The sequence below is a fragment of the Flavobacterium sp. N1736 genome (assembly GCF_025947065.1).
GTDB lineage: Bacteria > Bacteroidota > Bacteroidia > Flavobacteriales > Flavobacteriaceae > Flavobacterium.
The window spans coordinates 1051193-1070169 of record NZ_CP109994.1; the positions used below are offsets into that span (position 1 = coordinate 1051193).

At 36.2% G+C, this 18977-nt stretch carries 11 protein-coding genes; 5 read left to right on the plus strand and 6 right to left on the minus strand.

The annotated features are described in order from the left end of the window. The first annotated feature begins 114 nt into the window (after positions 1–114). The 4 genes from OLM54_RS04590 (at position 115) to OLM54_RS04605 (ending at position 9716) form a co-directional block, all read left to right on the plus strand. Entirely contained in the window at positions 115–1557 is a 1443-nt protein-coding gene (locus tag OLM54_RS04590) for an ATP-binding protein (RefSeq protein WP_264537420.1), read from the plus strand. 3 nt (positions 1558–1560) lie between these two features. Beyond that, positions 1561–1989, plus strand: a complete 429-nt coding sequence (locus OLM54_RS04595) for a response regulator (protein WP_264537421.1) — start codon at positions 1561–1563, stop codon at positions 1987–1989. Positions 1990–2195: 206 nt separating this feature from the next. Continuing rightward, positions 2196–8471 (plus strand): HAMP domain-containing protein, encoded by a 6276-nt coding sequence (locus tag OLM54_RS04600; protein WP_264537422.1) that lies wholly within the window; start codon positions 2196–2198, stop codon positions 8469–8471. Positions 8472–8480: 9 nt separating this feature from the next. Next, positions 8481–9716, plus strand: a complete 1236-nt coding sequence (locus OLM54_RS04605) for a response regulator (protein WP_264537423.1) — start codon at positions 8481–8483, stop codon at positions 9714–9716. 624 nt (positions 9717–10340) lie between these two features. On the opposite strand, the gene OLM54_RS04610 is transcribed toward OLM54_RS04605, so the two are convergent. The 6 genes from OLM54_RS04610 to OLM54_RS04635 form a co-directional block, all read right to left on the minus strand. After that, positions 10341–11357: an FAD:protein FMN transferase gene (locus OLM54_RS04610; protein ID WP_264537424.1), complete on the minus strand. Its 1017-nt coding sequence runs from the start codon at positions 11355–11357 to the stop codon at positions 10341–10343. Between the two features lie 250 nt (positions 11358–11607). After that, positions 11608–13806: a PepSY domain-containing protein gene (locus OLM54_RS04615; protein ID WP_264537425.1), complete on the minus strand. Its 2199-nt coding sequence runs from the start codon at positions 13804–13806 to the stop codon at positions 11608–11610. Between the two features lie 10 nt (positions 13807–13816). Continuing rightward, entirely contained in the window at positions 13817–14296 is a 480-nt protein-coding gene (locus tag OLM54_RS04620) for a DUF2271 domain-containing protein (protein ID WP_264537426.1), read from the minus strand. 10 nt (positions 14297–14306) lie between these two features. Continuing rightward, positions 14307–15785: an ankyrin repeat domain-containing protein gene (locus OLM54_RS04625; protein WP_264537427.1), complete on the minus strand. Its 1479-nt coding sequence runs from the start codon at positions 15783–15785 to the stop codon at positions 14307–14309. A gap of 202 nt (positions 15786–15987) precedes the next feature. After that, positions 15988–16422, minus strand: coding sequence for a DUF1810 domain-containing protein (locus tag OLM54_RS04630; protein WP_264537428.1), 435 nt, complete (start codon positions 16420–16422; stop codon positions 15988–15990). Positions 16423–16621: 199 nt separating this feature from the next. Then, entirely contained in the window at positions 16622–17464 is an 843-nt protein-coding gene (locus OLM54_RS04635) for an AraC family transcriptional regulator (RefSeq protein ID WP_264537429.1), read from the minus strand. A 93-nt stretch (positions 17465–17557) separates the two neighbouring features. Between OLM54_RS04635 and OLM54_RS04640 the strand changes: the two genes are divergently transcribed. Next, positions 17558–18556 carry a hypothetical protein gene (locus OLM54_RS04640; RefSeq protein ID WP_264537430.1) on the plus strand — a complete coding sequence of 333 codons (999 nt, stop codon included), beginning with the start codon at positions 17558–17560 and terminating at the stop codon, positions 18554–18556. The last annotated feature ends 421 nt before the right edge of the window (positions 18557–18977 follow it).

The window sequence follows — 18977 nt, forward strand, 5'->3', positions numbered from 1 at the left end:
CAATACTCAGAATAGATAACTTCAAAAACTTTCGACAGTTATCTGTTTATTTTTTATTATTTTTATTTACAGAAATAGTTCCTGAGTAATCATATGCAAGTTTAATTTTCGAAAATGAAATTATCTACCCAAATCCTTTTAGCATTTACACTGATAATTTTGCTCTCTGTTGCAGACTCATATACCAATTATATGATGTCAAAAAAAGTGCAGCTTAACTCGCATTTTCTCGCAAGATCCGAAGAAATAATCCGTACATCGAACAAAACACACAAAGCAATTATCGAAATGCAAAGCGCGTTTAGAGGTTATTTGCTTACAGACGATCATATTTTTCTGGATACTTATTTTAGAGGACTCAAGATTGTACCGCTTTTAATAAACGAACAAAAACTCCGAATAGGCAATGAGCAGCCACAACGGGAAATTTTAGATTCGATCGATGGGCTTCATAAAAATTGGCTGGAACATTCTAAAAAACTTATTCAAATTAGAAAAGAAGGACCAAAATCACTGAATAATTTTTTTGAAACCTCATTAAAAAGGCACGTCGGAAAAAAAATCAACGATGACATTTCTAAAAAATTCACACGATTCGACCGTATAGAATACAAAAGAAGAAGGCATCATAGTGACGAATTACTTACATCGCTGACACGTACGAGAACTTTTTCTCTCGTTTTTCTGGCTTTAACCATTATCGTTGGTATTTGCAGTACCTTTTACATCATGCAGATAACCACCAAGCGAATTTCTTCGATGGTACGTCTTGCCGAAAATATCTCTAAAGGAAAATTTACAAGTATTGAAGATACCAGAAATGATGAGCTGACAGCATTGGCATCATCGCTAAATAGCATGTCGGGTAAACTGGATAAAAACATTCATGAATTAAAAAACAGAAACGCAGAACTTAATAAGTTTGCTTATGTTGTTTCGCACGATTTAAAGGCGCCAATTCGCGGTATTCATAACGTAATTACATGGATTGAAGAAGATTTAGACGGAGAACTTTCTCCTGAATTAAAACGATATCTGGCTATTATTCCGCAAAAAACCAGACGAATGGAAGCGTTAATCAACGGTTTGTTAGATTACGCCAGATTGAATATAAAAGTATTGCCGGAACATATTAATACCAATAATCTGGTTCATGAAATTGCCGATTCGATTGTACCCAGAAACTTTAAACTTGAAATAAGCAATTTGCCGGAATTGTTTACTGAGCGCATAAAACTCGAACAGGTTTTTGCTAATTTAATTAGTAATGCCGTAAAATATACCGCGAGAGAAGATGCCGTAATTGAAATTAGCTGTAGAAAGTATTCTAATTTTTATGAATTTTCGGTTAAAGACAACGGAATCGGTATTGCCATAGAATACCACCAAAAAATATTCGAAATATTCCAGACACTTCGCGAACAAAACGAACAGGAAAGTACAGGAGTTGGACTTGCGATTGTGAAAAAAATTATAGACGACCAACAAGAACATATTATTGTAATCTCTAAAGTAGGAGAAGGTGCAGAATTTATTTTTACCTGGAGAAATAGTTAAATTATGAAAAAACCAGCCATTTTATTAGTAGAAGATGATGAACTCGACATTATAAGCGTGCAGAGATCATTAAAGAAATTAGAAATAGAATACGAACTTTATTCGGCTTATAACGGTATCGAAGCATTGAAACTGCTTAGAGATCCGGATTTAATGCTAAACCCGCAGGTTATTCTGTTGGATATTAATATGCCAAGAATGAACGGAATAGAGTTTTTGAAAGTAGTAAGGGAAGATGAAAAACTGAAAAATATGAATGTTTTTATAATGACAACTTCTTCAGAAGGACACGATAGGTTCGAAGCAGAAAAACTCGGAATATCCGGTTACATCATAAAACCCTTAAATTATAATGATAATACCAAAAGATCAGATTCTATGGATGCTTTTGTGCAATTTCATTTAAGGAAGATTTTACTGGAGAGTATGTAGAAGGAGGAAGGTTCAAAGTTACAAAGTTACAAAGGTCCTAAGTTAAAAAGGTTCAAAGTTTTTTTTAGAGACTCACAGCAGTGCGTTTAACATACAGTTAAAAAGAATCTGCTAAATCTGCTAAATCTGCGAGAAAAAATATATAACACATTGTTATTAAAAAACAACCAGCCAAAAAATAAATTTAATTCATTTTATAAAGAATTATGAAAAAAGCAAGCGAAGAATTCGAAGAATCTGTTTTAACAGATGCTGAATTTTTAAAGATTTTAGTTAAGGTTAAAAACGGGAATTTTACCCAGCGTTTTCCAACAGATCAAAGTGGTGTAAAACGTTCTATTTGCGATACTCTAAACGAAATTATAGACCTGAACGAAAGGATGGTTTTTGAATTTCAAAAAGTTGGAAAAAGTATTGGTAAACAAGGAAAACTAACCAATCGTGTGGCACTTGACGGCGCAAGAGGTTCGTGGAGTTCCTGCGTTGATTCTGTAAATACGCTGATTTCAGATCTGGTGCATCCTACAATTGAAATTGCACACGTAATTACATCGGTGGCAAAAGGAAACTTATCTCAGGAAATGCCCCTTTCTATTGAAGGAAACCCGCTTCAGGGAGAATTCCTCAGGATTGCAAAAGAGGTAAACGGAATGGTAAAACAGCTGAATTTGTTCTCGATGGAGGTGACCCGTGTGGCGCGTGAGGTAGGAACCGAAGGAAAACTTGGAGGTCAGGCAAAAGTGCGAGGCGTGGGTGGAGTTTGGAAAGATTTGACCGATTCTGTAAATAAAATGGCTTCGAATTTAACGGGTCAGGTACGTAATATTGCCGATGTAACAACGGCGGTAGCAAAAGGAGATTTATCTAAAAAGATTACCGTAGACGTAAAAGGAGAAATCCTCGAGCTAAAAAATACGATTAACACGATGGTGGATCAGCTGAACTCGTTCTCCTCTGAAGTAACACGTGTGGCGAGAGAGGTAGGAACCGAAGGAAAACTTGGAGGTCAGGCGCAGGTAAAAGGAGTTGGGGGAACCTGGAAAGATTTAACAGATTCTGTAAACCAAATGGCGTCGAACTTAACAGGTCAGGTACGTAATATTGCCGATGTAACAACGGCGGTGGCAAAAGGAGATCTTTCGAAAAAAATTACCGTAGACGTAAAAGGAGAAATCCTCGAGCTAAAAGATACGATTAACACCATGGTGGATCAGCTGAACTCTTTCTCATCAGAGGTAACGCGTGTATCACGTGAAGTAGGTTCAGAAGGAAAATTGGGAGGACAGGCAAGAGTACGAGGTGTTGGTGGTGTTTGGAAAGATTTGACCGACTCGGTAAACCAAATGGCATCGAACTTAACAGGTCAGGTACGTAATATTGCTGAGGTAACAACGGCGGTAGCGAAAGGCGATTTATCTAAAAAAATTACAGTAAACGTTGCGGGAGAAATTCTGGAACTTAAAAATACCATCAACACCATGGTGGATCAGCTGAACTCCTTTGGTTCTGAGGTAACCCGTGTGGCGCGTGAAGTAGGCTCAGAAGGAAAATTGGGAGGTCAGGCAAAAGTAAAAGGTGTTGGTGGAACATGGAAAGATTTAACCGATTCCGTGAACCAAATGGCATCGAACTTAACCGGTCAGGTGCGTAATATTGCCGAGGTAACAACAGCGGTAGCAAACGGAGATTTATCCAAAAAAATTACAGCTGTCGCCGAAGGGGAAATTCTGGAGTTGAAGAAAACCATTAATACGATGGTGGATCAGCTGAATTCATTTTCATCAGAAGTAACCCGTGTGGCACTTGAGGTAGGAACAGAAGGAAAACTTGGAGGTCAGGCGAAAGTAAAAGGAGTTGGTGGAACGTGGAAAGATTTAACAGATTCCGTGAATCAGATGGCATCCAACTTAACAGGTCAGGTACGTAATATTGCCGAGGTAACAACAGCCGTAGCAAAAGGAGATTTATCACGCCAGATTACCGTAGATACAAAAGGAGAGATTCTGGAACTTAAAAACACCATTAATACGATGGTGGGGCAGCTGAACTCCTTTGCTTCAGAGGTAACGCGTGTGGCAAGAGAGGTTGGTACCGAAGGAAAACTGGGAGGTCAGGCACAAGTAGAAGGTGTTGGTGGAACATGGAAAGATTTAACAGATTCGGTAAACCAAATGGCATCCAACTTAACAGGTCAGGTGCGTAATATTGCCGAAGTAACCACAGCGGTAGCAAAAGGCGATTTATCATTGCAGATTACCGTAGACGTAAAAGGAGAAATCTTAGAGCTTAAAAATACAATTAATACCATGGTGGATCAGCTGCGAGGATTTGCATCTGAGGTAACAAGGGTATCACGTGAGGTAGGAACAGAAGGAAAATTGGGAGGACAGGCGAATGTGCCCGGAGTTGCCGGAACGTGGAAAGATTTAACAGATTCTGTTAACCAGATGGCGGGTAACTTAACCGCTCAGGTACGTAATATTGCCGATGTGGCGATTGCCGTAGCAAACGGAGATATGTCCCGAAAAATTACCGTTGACGTTCGTGGAGAAATTCTTCAATTAAAGGAAACTTTAAATACCATGGTAGATCAGCTTCGTGAGTTTGCATCAGAGGTAACTCGTGTGGCGCGTGAAGTTGGTACCGAAGGAAAATTGGGAGGACAGGCGAATGTACCGGGAGTTGCCGGAACGTGGAAAGATTTAACAGATTCCGTGAATCAAATGGCGGGTAACTTAACGACTCAGGTACGTAATATTGCCGAGGTAACAATTGCCGTAGCAAACGGGGATATGTCGAAAAAAATTACTGCCGACGTTCGTGGAGAGATTCTGCAATTGAAAGAAACCGTAAATACAATGGTGGATCAGCTTCGTGCCTTCGCATCAGAGGTAACTCGTGTGGCGCGTGAGGTTGGTACAGACGGTAAATTGGGCGGACAAGCGTTTGTTCCCGGAGTTGCCGGAACGTGGAAAGATTTAACAGATTCTGTGAACCAGATGGCATCAAACCTAACAGATCAGGTGCGTAATATTGCTGAGGTAACAAAAGCCGTAGCAAATGGTGACCTTTCGAAACCAATTACGGTTGACGTAAAAGGGGAAATTCTGGATTTGAAAAATACCTTTAATACGATGGTGGAACAGCTGAATTCGTTTGCATCCGAGGTAACTCGTGTGGCGCGTGAGGTTGGTACAGAAGGAAAGCTTGGAGGACAATCTGAAGTAAAAGGTGTTGCCGGAACGTGGAAAGATTTAACAGATTCGGTTAACTTAATGGCTTCGAATTTAACGTCGCAAGTACGTGGAATTGCAAAAGTTGTAACATCTGTAGCAAAAGGAAATCTAAAACAAAAATTATCCATTGATGCCAAAGGCGAGGTGGCGCAATTAACAGATACAATCAACGAAATGATTGATACGCTGGCAACCTTCTCAGATCAGGTAACAACCGTGGCGCGTGAGGTTGGAGCAGAAGGAAAATTGGGAGGTCAGGCGAATGTACCGGGAGCTTCGGGAACGTGGAAAAACTTAACAGAAAACGTAAATCAGCTTGCGGCGAATTTAACAACGCAGGTACGTGCGATTTCTGAGGTAGCATCGGCGGTAACGCAGGGAGATTTAACGCGAACTATTGGTGTTGAAGCAAAAGGTGAGGTTGAAGCCTTAAAAGATACGATTAACCAGATGATTTCGAACCTGAAAGCGACAACATTGCGTAATCAGGAACAAGACTGGCTGAAATCGAATTTAGCGAAATTTACCCAAATGCTTCAGGGACAAAAAGAATTAAATTCGGTTACCAAAAAAATCCTTTCGGAGTTGGCAACGGTTGTAACTGCACAACACGGACTTTTCTATATTTTGCAGGAAGATGAAGAATTCATGGATTCTAAACTTAATCTGATTGCATCTTACGCTTATATTAAAAGAAAAAATTCGCCTACGCAATATGCAATGGGAGAAGGACTTATTGGTCAGGTTGCGGTCGAAAAAGAAAGAATTATTCTGAGTAATGTTCCAAAAGATTACATCAAAATCAATTCGGGACTTGGAGACGCAAAACCAAAAGATGTGATCATTTTACCGGTATTGTTTGAGGGACAATTAAAAGCCGTAATCGAACTTGCATCGCTGGATACTTTTAGTGAAACGCATTTAGATTTCCTTGAAGGATTAACAGAAAGTATTGGTATTGTATTGAATACGATCGAATCAAATTCAAGAACCGAAGAATTATTGGTACAATCACAATCATTGGCAGGAGAGTTGAAAAGCCAGCAGGAAGTATTGAAAAATACCAACGAAGAGCTGGAAGAAAAAGCATTCTTGTTAGCAAACCAAAAAGAAGAAGTAGAGCTTAAAAATCAGGAAGTTGAGGTTGCCAGAAAAGCATTGGAAGAAAAAGCAGATCAGCTGACTTTAACCTCTAAATATAAATCAGAATTTTTAGCGAATATGTCGCACGAGTTAAGAACGCCGCTGAACAGTTTACAGATTTTGGCGAACGAATTAATTGCGAACCGCGACGGAAATTTATCTGAAAAACAAATTCAGTTTGCCAAAACGATCAATTCTTGCGGAGATGACCTTATTCAGTTAATTAACGACATTCTGGATTTATCAAAAATCGAATCCGGTTATATTTCTGTAGATTATAATCCGATTAGTTTTGACGAAATCAGTCAGTTTGTGGCTTCGACTTTCAACCCGATTTCGGCTGCAAAACACCTTCGTTTTAATATTATTATGGATGAAAATCTTCCTGAATTGATCGAAACAGATTCACAACGATTAAATCAGATTTTGAAAAATTTACTTTCAAACTCGTTCAAATTCACCGAAAAAGGAGAAGTAAAACTAAAAATTTACAAAGCAAATAACAACTGGAAAACCAACAATATAAGTCTGGAACAGGCAGAAGCCGTGGTTGCTTTCGAAATTTCGGATACGGGAATTGGTATTTCTAAAGAAAAGCAAAACATCATTTTCGAAGCTTTCCAACAAGCCGAAGGTTCTACAAGCCGTAAATATGGTGGTACAGGTTTAGGTTTATCAATTAGCCGCGGACTTTCTGATTTATTAGGAGGAAGTATCGAGCTGGAAAGTGAAACAAATATTGGTAGTAAATTCACCTTATTCCTTCCATTAAAATACGTTCATATTGCCGAAATAGAGAATATTGAGCTAACAGAAGATACAGACGTAAAAGGACGTATTAAATCATTGCCGTCAGAAAGATTTAACAGATCTGATATTGATTTGTTCTTTGTCGATGAGGTTGGGGATGACAGAACGGATATTAAGCCGGACGACAAGGTTTTACTGATTGCAGAAGATAATTTAACTTTTGCAAAAATTATGTTAGAACAGGCGCACAATAACGGAATCAAAGCGATCGTTACTACAAAAGGAAACGATGTTATTGATTTCATCAATCAGTTTCATCCGCATGCGATTACGATGGATTTGAATATGCCGGATACGAGCGGCTGGAAAATTCTTGATCGTTTAAAAACCGATTTTAATTTGCGTCATATTCCGGTTTATATTATTTCCGGCGAAGATGAAAGAAATAAAGGACTTAAACGAGGTGCAAGAAACTTCCTTCTTAAACCGGTAAAAAATGATTCGCTGACACTTTTATTTAATGATATTCACGATTTTAAAAATAAAAAAGTAAAAAATCTTTTGGTTGTTGACGATAATGAAACCGACTTAAACCGAATATTAGATGCGGTTAATGGCGATGATATTGCCGTTTTAAGTGCAAAATCGGCAAAAGAAGCCGTTGCATTAATCAGCGAAAAATCATTTGATTGTATTATCTTAGATTTGGTTTTACCGGATGCAGATGGTTTAGATTTGATAAGCGATTTAGAGAATAATCTTGCCGGTCAGGAAACCGCTATTATTGTACATTCTGCGGGAGATGTAAACAGCAAACAAAGAGCGAGATTAAACCGTTTTGCGCATAGTATTATCTTAAAAAGCAAAGATTCTATAGATGAACTGATCGATCAGACGGCTTTGTTTATGCATCGTGTTCACAAAGAACTTCCGGAAACAATGCGCGAAAGAATTGAATCTTTCTATTTGAAAGAAGATGTATTGCAGAGCAAAAAAGTGCTTTTGGTTGATGATGATGTTCGAAATTTATTTGCATTAACAACAGCTTTAGAACGTTACGGACTTGATGTTATTAGTGCCGAAAGCGGGCAGGAAGCAATCGATATGCTAAATGAAGACGAGGCAATAGATATTGTTTTAATGGATATTATGATGCCTGAAATGGACGGTTATGAAACCATGAAACGTATTAGAAAAGATGAAAGACATAAAGATCTGACTATTATTGCAGTAACAGCAAAAGCGATGAAAGGCGACAGACAAAGATGTATCGAGTCCGGTGCTTCAGATTACATGACAAAACCTGTAAATGTTGAACAATTATCCACGTTAATGCGTGTTTGGCTTAAATAATTTTTTTCAATGAAAAGTATAATTGCAGATAATCCGATCAAAATTTTGATTGTAGATGACAAAAAAGAAAATCTGCTCTCATTACAGGTAATTCTGGCCGACAGAGGTTATAAATTTGTCGAGGCATCTTCCGGTAAAGATGCCTTGCGAATCCTCTTGAAAAATCAGGATTTTGCCATCATATTAATGGATGTGCAAATGCCGTTGATGGATGGTTTTGAAACAGCCGAGTTAATACGCCAAAGCGATAAATTAAAACATGTTCCGATTATATTTTTGACTGCGAACATGAATACCAACGAATATATTTTTAAAGGATATCAGTCTGGTGCGGTAGATTATATGATTAAGCCTTTATCTCCCGAAATTTTGCAGGCGAAAGTGATGGTTTTTACCGAATTATTCAGGAAAAATCAGGAATTGCAGGCAAAAGAAGAAGAAAGCAGAGCTTTGAACGAAATAATTTTAAAAGCAAATACCAAGCTTGAAGCGCAATATGCTGCAATCGAAAAACATGCCGAAGAACTCAAAAAGAAAAACACTGAACTTGATGCGTTCACCTATATTTCGAGTCATGATCTTCAGGAACCTTTAAGAAAAATCCAGACTTTTACGAATCTTATACTTTCAAACGAATACCCAAATTTATCTGAAGATGGTAAAATAAAATTCAACAGAATTCTATATTCGACTAACAGAATGCGGGAATTGATTAACAGTTTGCTTACTTTTTCGCGTACCACAATTGTCGAAAGAAGTTTTGAAACCGTTGATCTTAATGCGATCGTTGCTGATGTAAAAGAGGCATTGCATGAAAATATAACCGAAAAAAAGGCAACAATTATAACCAATTTGCACGGTTCGGCGAGTATAATTCCGTTTCAGTTTATACAATTATTAGAGAATTTAATTTACAATGCAATTAAATTTGCTAAAGTTGATGTGCCTTTGCAAATTGAAATAACCAGCCGCATTGCTAAAGGTTTTGAATTGCAGGAGGAAAAATTATCTCCAAATGTAAACTATTGTCATATTTGTTTTGGTGATAACGGAATTGGATTTGATGCGCAGCACAACGAAAAAATATTTGGCGTTTTCCAGAAATTACACAGCAAAGATGTCTACGAAGGAACCGGAATAGGTCTTGCAATTGTGAAGAAAATTGTAGAAAATCACAACGGTTTTATAAACGCAAGCGGTGAACCTATGAAAGGTGCGAAATTTAATATTTATATTCCGCATTGATAGAAGTGTAGTCCCTACGGGACAAAATTGTGTGTGTGTAAATGATTTTTTACCAATATTTAATCTCTCCGAGATATGATTTTTTGTTGTTGAGTTAGTCTGATCTTGCGAGATTTTAAGTAATGATTAAACGTAATGTTTGTTATTTGAATCATACCTGTTTGTCATTTGTATGATACTGTTTGTCACTTCAATGATACTTTTTGTCATTTCGACCGAAGGGAGAAATCACACTAGAAACTCCGCACAGAATGTCGCCAATCTTTGTCGAGTTTTAGTGAGGATGCTTCGTTCCTCGCAATGACATAAAATGAGAAAAGACGGAATCTTGATATTAATTTATTTATTGCAAATACTTCGGTGATAGAAAAATAACAATATCACTAACGCAAATAAAGCTTTTGATTTTATAAAAAAGAATGCAAAAAATAACCCGCCAGGATTTTAAATGTTGGTAACAAAACGCGATTCCACCCCACACAAAATATCCCGTAGGGATTCCATCTGAGATGTTTTATTTTAAAAAAAATCAAATAAAATCATTGATAAAATAATCCGCCAGGATTTAAATGTTGGTAACAAAACGCGATTTACCCCAAATAAAATATCCCGTAGGGATTACACTTATATTTTAGGATGAAATTTAGCAATTTTAAAATTCTTCGATTTGATGATTTTTCCGTTATCCGTAATCATAACACAGGAATAATCAGGATATTGATTGATTAATTTTAATCCGGCATCTTTGCCTAAAACCATTAATGAAGTGCTAAAACCGTTTGCTTTTTCGGCATTTGGTCCAAAAACAGTTACACTGCAAAGTCCTGTAGACGGATATCCTGTTGCAGGATTTATAATGTGAGAATAGCGTTTTCCGTTTAAAACCACATATTTTTCATAACTTCCAGATGTTGTTACGGCGCCATCCTGTAACGGTACAACAGCAAAAAGTTTATTAGTATCAAAAGGATTTGTCATACCAATATTCCAGTCTTTGCCGTTAGGCTGTCTTCCCCACGCCGTCATATCGCCAGATCCGTTTACAATTCCTGCAGTTATGCCCTGGCGCAACATCATATCTCTGCATTTGTCTGTTGCGTAACCTTCGCCTAAAGCGCCAAAACCAATTTTCATTCCTTTTAGTTTTAAAAAGATGGTCGACTGAACGCTGTCAAGAATAATATTTTGATAGCCTACTTTTGCAACAGATTGTTTAATTGCTTCTTCTGTTGGCATTGTAGTCATCGATCCATCAAATTTCCATATTTTATCCATTGCGGCAAAACTAATATCAAAACCGCCGTTTGTAATTTTAGAAAACTGAAGTGCTCTTTGTGTTAATTCAAAAACCTCACGATCTACTTTTACGGGACTAATTCCGGCATTTCGATTTACTTCAGATACCTGAGAAGTGGGTTTCCAGTCAGAAATTAGGTTTTCTATTCTTGTAATTTCTGCAATTACGGTATCTATCGAATTTTCTGCGGTTAGAGAATCTTTGGCAACAATAGTAATGTCAAAACGACCGCCCATAAGGAGTGTTGTTCTTTTGCGTAAAATTTGTGCATTTGCTATAAAACAGCATATCGTTAAAAAAACGGTTGCGAAAAATTTGAGATATGTTGGGCATTTGCTTTTCATAATTATTTGTTTTTCACGCAGATTTAAAATGATTTGAGCAGATTTTATTTTTTTATTTTTTAATCTTTTGCTAGTTTGTCATTGCGAGGAACGAAGCAACCTCACTAATACTCGACAAAGATTGACGATTTTGATTGCGGAGTTCCTTGTGCGATTTCTCTCTTCGGTCGAAATGACAAACTAAACTTTAACATTACAATAAAATCTGCTCAATCTGCCAAATCTGCGAGAAAAAATATTTTCAAAATCACTAATAACAATCTGCAAGTATTTGTTTATTGGCTTTATAATGCGCAAGATCAGTTTTGTTTTCCATGCAAATGGTTTCCAATACTTTTTCGACATCTTGCTGCATGGCAAGCGAACCACAGATCATGATTTTTCCGTTCTCTTTTAATAAATTGGCAAAGAAATCAGCGTCTTTTTGTATCAAATCCATAACATAACATTGGTTTTGCTCACGCGAAAAAGCAATGTGAAAACTTTTCAGGTTTTCGTTCTGAATTTGACTTTCTGCAAATTGTTTGTATTTGATAACAGCTTCGGTTTCATTTCTAAAACCGCAATATAAATGCGTTTCTGTTTTATTTTTATTTCCTTCAATCATTCCCAGAAATGGGGCAATTCCCGTTCCGTTGGCGATCAGCGCTACTTTTTGAGTTTTTTTAGGAAAATGAAATGCCTCATTATGAACAATTCTCGCTTTGATCACAAAATCAGATTCTAAATTGTATAAATATCGGGAGCCAAAACCATGCGGATGTAATTTGATCACCAATTGTATATTGCCGTTGCTTTTGCTGATGGAGTAAAAACGATCTCTGCCATCTCCGTCAGGATAAATTGCCAGTAAATCGCCCGAAGTAAATTTGATTTTTTTTCTCGAACGTAAAGTCAGCATAAAAGTATGGTCTTTTTCAGATAATACTGTTTTTTCTGTAACGATCATTTTTTGCAAACCGGTTGGCTTTTGCGCATAAGTTGCGGGAGCAGTCGCCAGATTTATTCCGGTTTGTTGATTCCAGTTTTTTACCCAATCTGTAAATTGTGCAGGCGATTTATCATCGATTGTATGTAAATCTAAAATTCTGTTTGCCCAGGCTTGCTTTATAAGATGGTTGTCTATTTCTTTGGCAAAACCACAAAAATCTGCATACGATTTAGAACCAAATCCTACGACAGAAATATTGACTTTTTTTCCTTGTGGATATTGATTTATAAGTGATAAAAATTTACCTCCGTTTGAAGGCGCATCGCCCAAACCATGTGTAGAAGTGAAGATAATAATATGTTCTGCTTCCGGAAACGCCGCATATTGATTTAATCCTCCCAAATACGAAGAATATCCGTTGGCAATTAATTGCGTGTGAATGGCATTTGCAAAACGAAAAGTACTTCCGTTTTCTGATCCGGCGAGTAAAATAAAACGACTGTCTTTTGCTTTATGTTTGTTTTTAATTCGGGTTTCTTTGCGTTTAAATGTCATCGAAAATCCCGAATAAATAAAGAACATAATATTTAATGACGCAAGTGCCAGAACAATTGCCCAAACAATATTGGCACGTCCGGTATGGAGATCAAGGCTTAAATTTTCGAATAAAATAGTGGCAGGATAAAGCGTTTCGGCAACGATTTGTCCTGTAAACTGATTTACTTTAAGTTCGCGATCTGTTAGTTTTAGTATAAAAACTTCTTCGGGATCTTCGGTATCAAAAGGAAATTCTATTTTTTGAACTTCAGACAGTTTGGTTTTTTTGAAAATATCAAAATTGGCAATATTCTGTTGTTTTGAAACTTTTGTATTTGCCTGAATTTCTTTGGGCTGAATTGGTTTTTCGGTGAAAACCTTAAATCGCAACAGGGAAAGATAGGTTCCGGAAAGTGCAATTATAAAAATAGGAATTAGCATTAATCTTCCTAAAACAACATGATAATATTGGGTAAAATTATCTTTGACTATTTTAGAGAAAAATCGGCGAAAGCCTTTTTGTCTTTGTACAACTAATGCAATACCGGAAAGTACAATCAGGAAAAGTAAAAATGAATTTACACCAATGAAAAACCGTCCTGTTTCATGCAAAAAAAGAGAACGATGCAGGGAGGTTACCCATTGTATAAAATCGCTTTTCTTTTGGGGTTTGCCAAGAATTTTTCCCGTTTCTGGATTTATGTATGCGTCAATATCATTACCGTCGTCATCAAGACCTTTTAGTGTTGTAAATTTATTGTGATCAATGCTGATTTCGGTCACTTCCATAAAGTTTTTACGCCATGTGGGAAGTGTTTGTGCAACCGTCAAATCACCAAAATTTGGTACGCTATAAGGCTGTATTTTCTCCTGTGCAGCGTCTACGGCAAGTACAGTTCCTGTAACTGATGCCAAAATTAGAAATAGAGAAGAAAATACAGCGAGACTTAAATGCGCGTATCTCCAAACGGATAATGTCATTATTTTTGGCTTATATCTTGTTGATTTTTACATATCTAATATACCCTTTCCCTTCTGCTTTCTCTGCAATTCCTTCTGTAGTTAAGAGTATTTCGGCATCGGTTACATGATATTTTTGGTCTTCTACAGCGGTTTCAAAACGTAGTTTGTAACCTTTATTAATTTTAGAAGCATCGATTTCAAATGTTGTTACACTACGATCGCCTCCGGTTACAGAAGCGCCTGTTTTTGCGCTGATATCCGGTTTTTTAGCATAGAATTTATACCATTCTTTAATGCTTTTATACCATTTTTTATCATCGCCCATTACAGACAATGTTTCTTCATATTCTCCTTTTGGATCAATAAGCGATACTACTATATAAGCGCCTTCGCCCACATAATTGGACATTTGCAAAAGGCATTTGTATTTGTCAGTTTGTGCAGATGCCTGAAATGAGAACAGGCACGCGAATGCTGCCACAAGGCAGATTTTAGATAATGATTTCATGTATAATTATTTACTTTAAAAACTCAACGGATATATTATTTTTTTTCAAAACTTCATTCTCTTTTGCCAAATTGTAGGCAGTTTCATCAAACTCGGTTTTAATGTCTTTTTTAGCGCCTAAGGCTACTAAATATTTTAGTACAGAATCGTCTTTTGCAACCATTGCGGCTTTGTGCAATGCGGTTAATCCTTCTTTATTTTTAGCATTTAGATCAACATTAAGTCCTTCCAGATTTTTTAACAAATGAATGTTGTTTTTAATTATCGCTGTATGAAGTACCGTGTTTCCATCTTTTTGCGGCGCAGCAAAATTAATTCCTTTATCTTTTAACACTGTCAGTTTATCTGAAAAATCGTCTTTTTGTGGCGCCGGACCTGCTGGTTTAAAAGAATCTATAAGATAAAAAGCAAGATCATTTCCGTTATTGTCTTTTATATTTACATCAGCACCTTTGCTTAAAAGAAAAGATACTATTTCTGCCGAACTGCCTTTTACAGCTTGTGTTAACGCAGATTCTCCTTTTAAATTTACGGCATTTATATTTTTAACTTTTGGCAATAATGTTTGCAGTAATTCAAGATCTTTTCCTTCCGCTGCTACTATAAAAGCAGTGTTTCCTTCTTTATCGGTTTTGCTTACATCAACGCCTTTATTGATAAAATAAGCAACGATTTCAGACTGTTTTTCTTTTCGTGCCAATATATGAAGCACCGTTTGTCCGTTTGAAGCTGTAACCGTAGGTTTTAATTTAAGATCGTCTACCAAATATTGATAAACTTCGATAGGATTTGCGCTTCGACGCATTCCCTGAGCGGCAGATATAATGGCGTTATCCGTATATTTTACGCCTTTTTCTACAAGTGTTTTCAGCTGGGCAATATTTCCTGCTCTTGCAGCATAATCAAAAGCGGTCTGACCATTTTTATCGACATCTTTAACGGATAAACCTCTTGATTCGAGGTAACTTGTAGTGGTAAGATCTTTATCATTTGGAATGGAAAGTAATAATAAACTCGCGCCGTCGTATTTCTTTTTCGGATCAATTCCGGCTTTAAAAAACGCCTCATAAGTTGCAGGATTTACAATTCCCGCACCGGCTGCAAATGCAATTGGGGTTGCGGCATGGCTGTCTTCAAAATTAATATCAGAACCTTTTGCAATTAAATATTGTACGATTTCAGCGTTACCTTTATAAGCTGCCCAGTGTAAATAAATACGACCGTCGTGTGTGATTTTTTTAATTCCGTTGCCCGGAAGTTCGATTAAATACTTTATAACTTCGTTTGAAGCGCTATTATTGATCGCTAAAACGGTTGGATCAAATGCAAATTGATTTAATTCGGTTGGATTATCTCCTTTTTCAATTTCAGATTTTACAAGGGTAAAATCCGGAGATGTTTTCCAGAAATTAGCATCCAGAAGCTTGTTTTGCTGGGCGTTTACATACAACGATACAGAAAGTATGGCTGCAAAAAGTATTTTTTTCATATTAAAAGTATAAGCAAATGGTATTTTTCTGTTGAAATTTCTGCTTAGGAATTTCAAGGGCGAAAGTTATTGCTTATTTAGAATATTTCCAAATAATAAAGAATAAGATGTAATTAATTTTGTGATGTGAGAATTTTAACCGCAAAGTCCGCATAAAAAACGTTGCGCACTTTGCGGTAAAATTTATTCTAAAAAGAAGAAATTATAAATTGCTATATAATAATTGAATCGTATGAAAATCGTACGAACCGTCAAAGTACTTATTAATAACCTGTTCAAATACGGGTTCTGTATTTTGAATGTTGGCAAATAAAGTCATACTTGATTTTAATTTTTCGGCATCTGCCTGACCAAGAATTTCCAAGGCAGTTTTTTCATTAGTATTAATGAGTTCCTTAGTAATTTCAAGAAGGTGTTTTCCAAGAATGGGATGTTCCAGATACGCCATTGCTTCGTCGGCATTTTTGATCTCGTAAAATTTCGAAGTATCGCTTGATCCCAGACCTTTTATTTGCGGAAAAATAAACCAGATCCACGGCGATTCTTTTTTTCCTTTTTTAATTTCTGCAAGTGCAACTAAATACAATTTATTTTGTGCGTCTAAAAATCGCATCAGATCATTTGTGTTGTAAGCCATTCTGTATTGGAATATAATTTGGGGTCTATTCGGTCGTAAATCTAAACAAAATATGTCTTGATTTACATTACTAAATCTTTATAATTTACTTTTTTTTTTGCAGAATTGCCGGGGTGTAAAAAAAATCTTATGGGTTGTTATTTCTACTGTTTTCTGAACGTTAAGATAAATCTTAAATAAATAAAAAAGCGTCAGGATATTAGTTTGAAACGGGAAATTTTCTAAATGCAGATGGAGTAGTGCCGCGATGTTTTTTGAATATTTTGTTTAAATGACTTTCATCATTAAAACCCAATTCATTTGCAATTTCACCAATTCGTAAATCACTATATAAGAGTCTGTTTTCTACCAGTTTAATTCTGTATTTCGAAATATAATCCTGTAGCGTTTCGTTTGCCTGTTTTTTAAAATAACGCCCAAGATATGTTTCAGAAATTCCAAACTTTTCACTCATTATTGTAATACTTAATTTTTCAGGTTCATAAATATGCGTTTGAATATATTCGAGAATATTATGTGCTTTTCCGTCAGATTGTTTGTTGATGTTTTCAGGAAGGTATTCCGATATATTTCTGGCAATGATTACAATCAAAGTATTTATTAATAATTGAATAAGTTCTGTGTTATAAAGCGTAGGATTTTGATATTCATGCTTAATTGCCTCTATAACAGGATGAACCAAATTTTTATCTGTTATTCTTTTCAGTATACATCCCGGCTGATGATGCGCATGCTGCAATATATATTCGAGTTTATAAAGACTGCCGGAAGTTAAAGGGCTGTTTTTTATGTAAATATCCGTAAAACGCAGCAAAAATATTTGAGTCGGACTATTTATTTCAAGCGAATGTGAATCATCGGGAGTGATCAAAAAAAGATGTCCGGGTTGATACGAAAGCCTGTTTTCATTGATAATCTGGACTCCTGTTCCTGAAATAATATAAATTAATTCGAAGAAATTATTACCTACTTCAGTATGCAAAGGTTCTTCAATATTTTTAAATATGATTTCGTACGGAAGATATAAATTAGTATTTGCCATAACAGAATATTACTAAATTAACGAATAATTTTACAGTTTAAAAACCTTTAAATCAGTATAATTTTGCTCAAAGTTAAATCAAATATTTTAATTATGGACAAAATTGTTAGCAACACAACACAACAAGAGCAGTACCGAGTGCAAAAAATTGCATTACCGCTGGCACCAGCATCTTTTTTTGCGATGACTTTAGGACTGGCAGAAACCGGAAATGCATGGAGAAACGCAACTTCTCTTTGGAATCTTCCGTCGTATATTGGAGAAATTTTAGAAGCATTAGCCGTAATTTCATTTGTATGGTGGCTGCTCATTTTTATTAATAAATGGATTCAGCACAGAAAAGCTGCCATTACAGAATTTAACGATCCGGTACAATCTTCTTTTTTAGCCCTGATTCCCGAATCGATAATTTTAGTTGCATTGGCAATTCATCCTTATAATACGAAGACCGCTATTTATTTTTTCTGGATTGGTTCTGTATTAAATCTTATTTATGGCGCTTACCGACTTTCAACTTTATGGACGCAAGATCGCCAGCAGGAGCAAACGACTCCATCATTATTTTTGACTTTTACAGCAAGTATTTTGGTTAATGCCTTAGTTGCCGGTTTATTAGGATACAATCATTACGGTTTTTTACTTTTGGGAATAGGCACTATTTCCTGGCTTATAATGGATTCTGTAATTACACAGCAATTAACGGTAGGAGGTCTTGGCGTTAAAACCAGAAATTTTATGGGAATTTATATGGCGCCGGCAGTGATTTTATTTGTTGCGTATCAGGTGTTATCGGGAGAAACTATGAATATTTCAATTGCTTATGCTTTAATGGGTTATGCATTATTTATTTTTGTAACGATATCTTTTTCTCTAAAATGGTTAAAAGAACAAGCTTTTGCTCCGGGATATTGGGCGTATACTTTTGGAATCGCAACATTATCGCAAGGTTTATCACTTTTTGCCTTAAAAACAAATGATTATGCTGTTTCTGTTGCCGCTATTATTGTTTTTTGCCTTACGAATATTTTAGTTTTGGGTGTTGTTATAGGATCTGTAAAACTTATAATGAAAGGGAATTATTTTCCGAAATAAAATAATAACGTCAACATATTTATTGAATAGCCGTTGGTTTTAACCAACGGTGATCATAATAATGCTTTTCCGGCTTTAGCCAAATATTGCCATCATTTTGGCTAAAGCCATTTCTTTTTGATCCTTCAACCGTTGGTTAAAACCAACGGCAATTCAAAACCAAGAAACTAATGCAAAATGTACATAAATTGTCGAGCTACTTGTGAAGATCCCTCGTTCCTCGGGATGACAAAAGCGGGCGTTATCTTTGTCAAAGTTTTAAACTTTGACAAAGATAACGTCAACATATTTATTGAATAGCCGTTGGTTTTAACCAACGGTGATCATAATAATGCTTTTCCGGCTTTAGCCAAATATTGCCATCATTTTGGCTAAAGCCATTTCTTTTTTGATCCTTCAACCGTTGGTTAAAACCAACGGC

What these genes read in the sequence shown, in the direction of transcription:
- OLM54_RS04590 (WP_264537420.1), top strand. Translation starts at nt 115, where the DNA reads ATGAAATTATCTACCCAAATCCTTTTAGCATTTACACTGATAATTTTG.
- OLM54_RS04595 (WP_264537421.1), top strand. Translation starts at nt 1,561, where the DNA reads ATGAAAAAACCAGCCATTTTATTAGTAGAAGATGATGAACTCGACATT.
- OLM54_RS04600 (WP_264537422.1), top strand. Translation starts at nt 2,196, where the DNA reads ATGAAAAAAGCAAGCGAAGAATTCGAAGAATCTGTTTTAACAGATGCT.
- OLM54_RS04605 (WP_264537423.1), top strand. Translation starts at nt 8,481, where the DNA reads ATGAAAAGTATAATTGCAGATAATCCGATCAAAATTTTGATTGTAGAT.
- OLM54_RS04610 (WP_264537424.1), bottom strand. Translation starts at nt 11,357, where the DNA reads ATGAAAAGCAAATGCCCAACATATCTCAAATTTTTCGCAACCGTTTTT.
- OLM54_RS04615 (WP_264537425.1), bottom strand. Translation starts at nt 13,806, where the DNA reads ATGACATTATCCGTTTGGAGATACGCGCATTTAAGTCTCGCTGTATTT.
- OLM54_RS04620 (WP_264537426.1), bottom strand. Translation starts at nt 14,296, where the DNA reads ATGAAATCATTATCTAAAATCTGCCTTGTGGCAGCATTCGCGTGCCTG.
- OLM54_RS04625 (WP_264537427.1), bottom strand. Translation starts at nt 15,785, where the DNA reads ATGAAAAAAATACTTTTTGCAGCCATACTTTCTGTATCGTTGTATGTA.
- OLM54_RS04630 (WP_264537428.1), bottom strand. Translation starts at nt 16,422, where the DNA reads ATGGCTTACAACACAAATGATCTGATGCGATTTTTAGACGCACAAAAT.
- OLM54_RS04635 (WP_264537429.1), bottom strand. Translation starts at nt 17,464, where the DNA reads ATGGCAAATACTAATTTATATCTTCCGTACGAAATCATATTTAAAAAT.
- OLM54_RS04640 (WP_264537430.1), top strand. Translation starts at nt 17,558, where the DNA reads ATGGACAAAATTGTTAGCAACACAACACAACAAGAGCAGTACCGAGTG.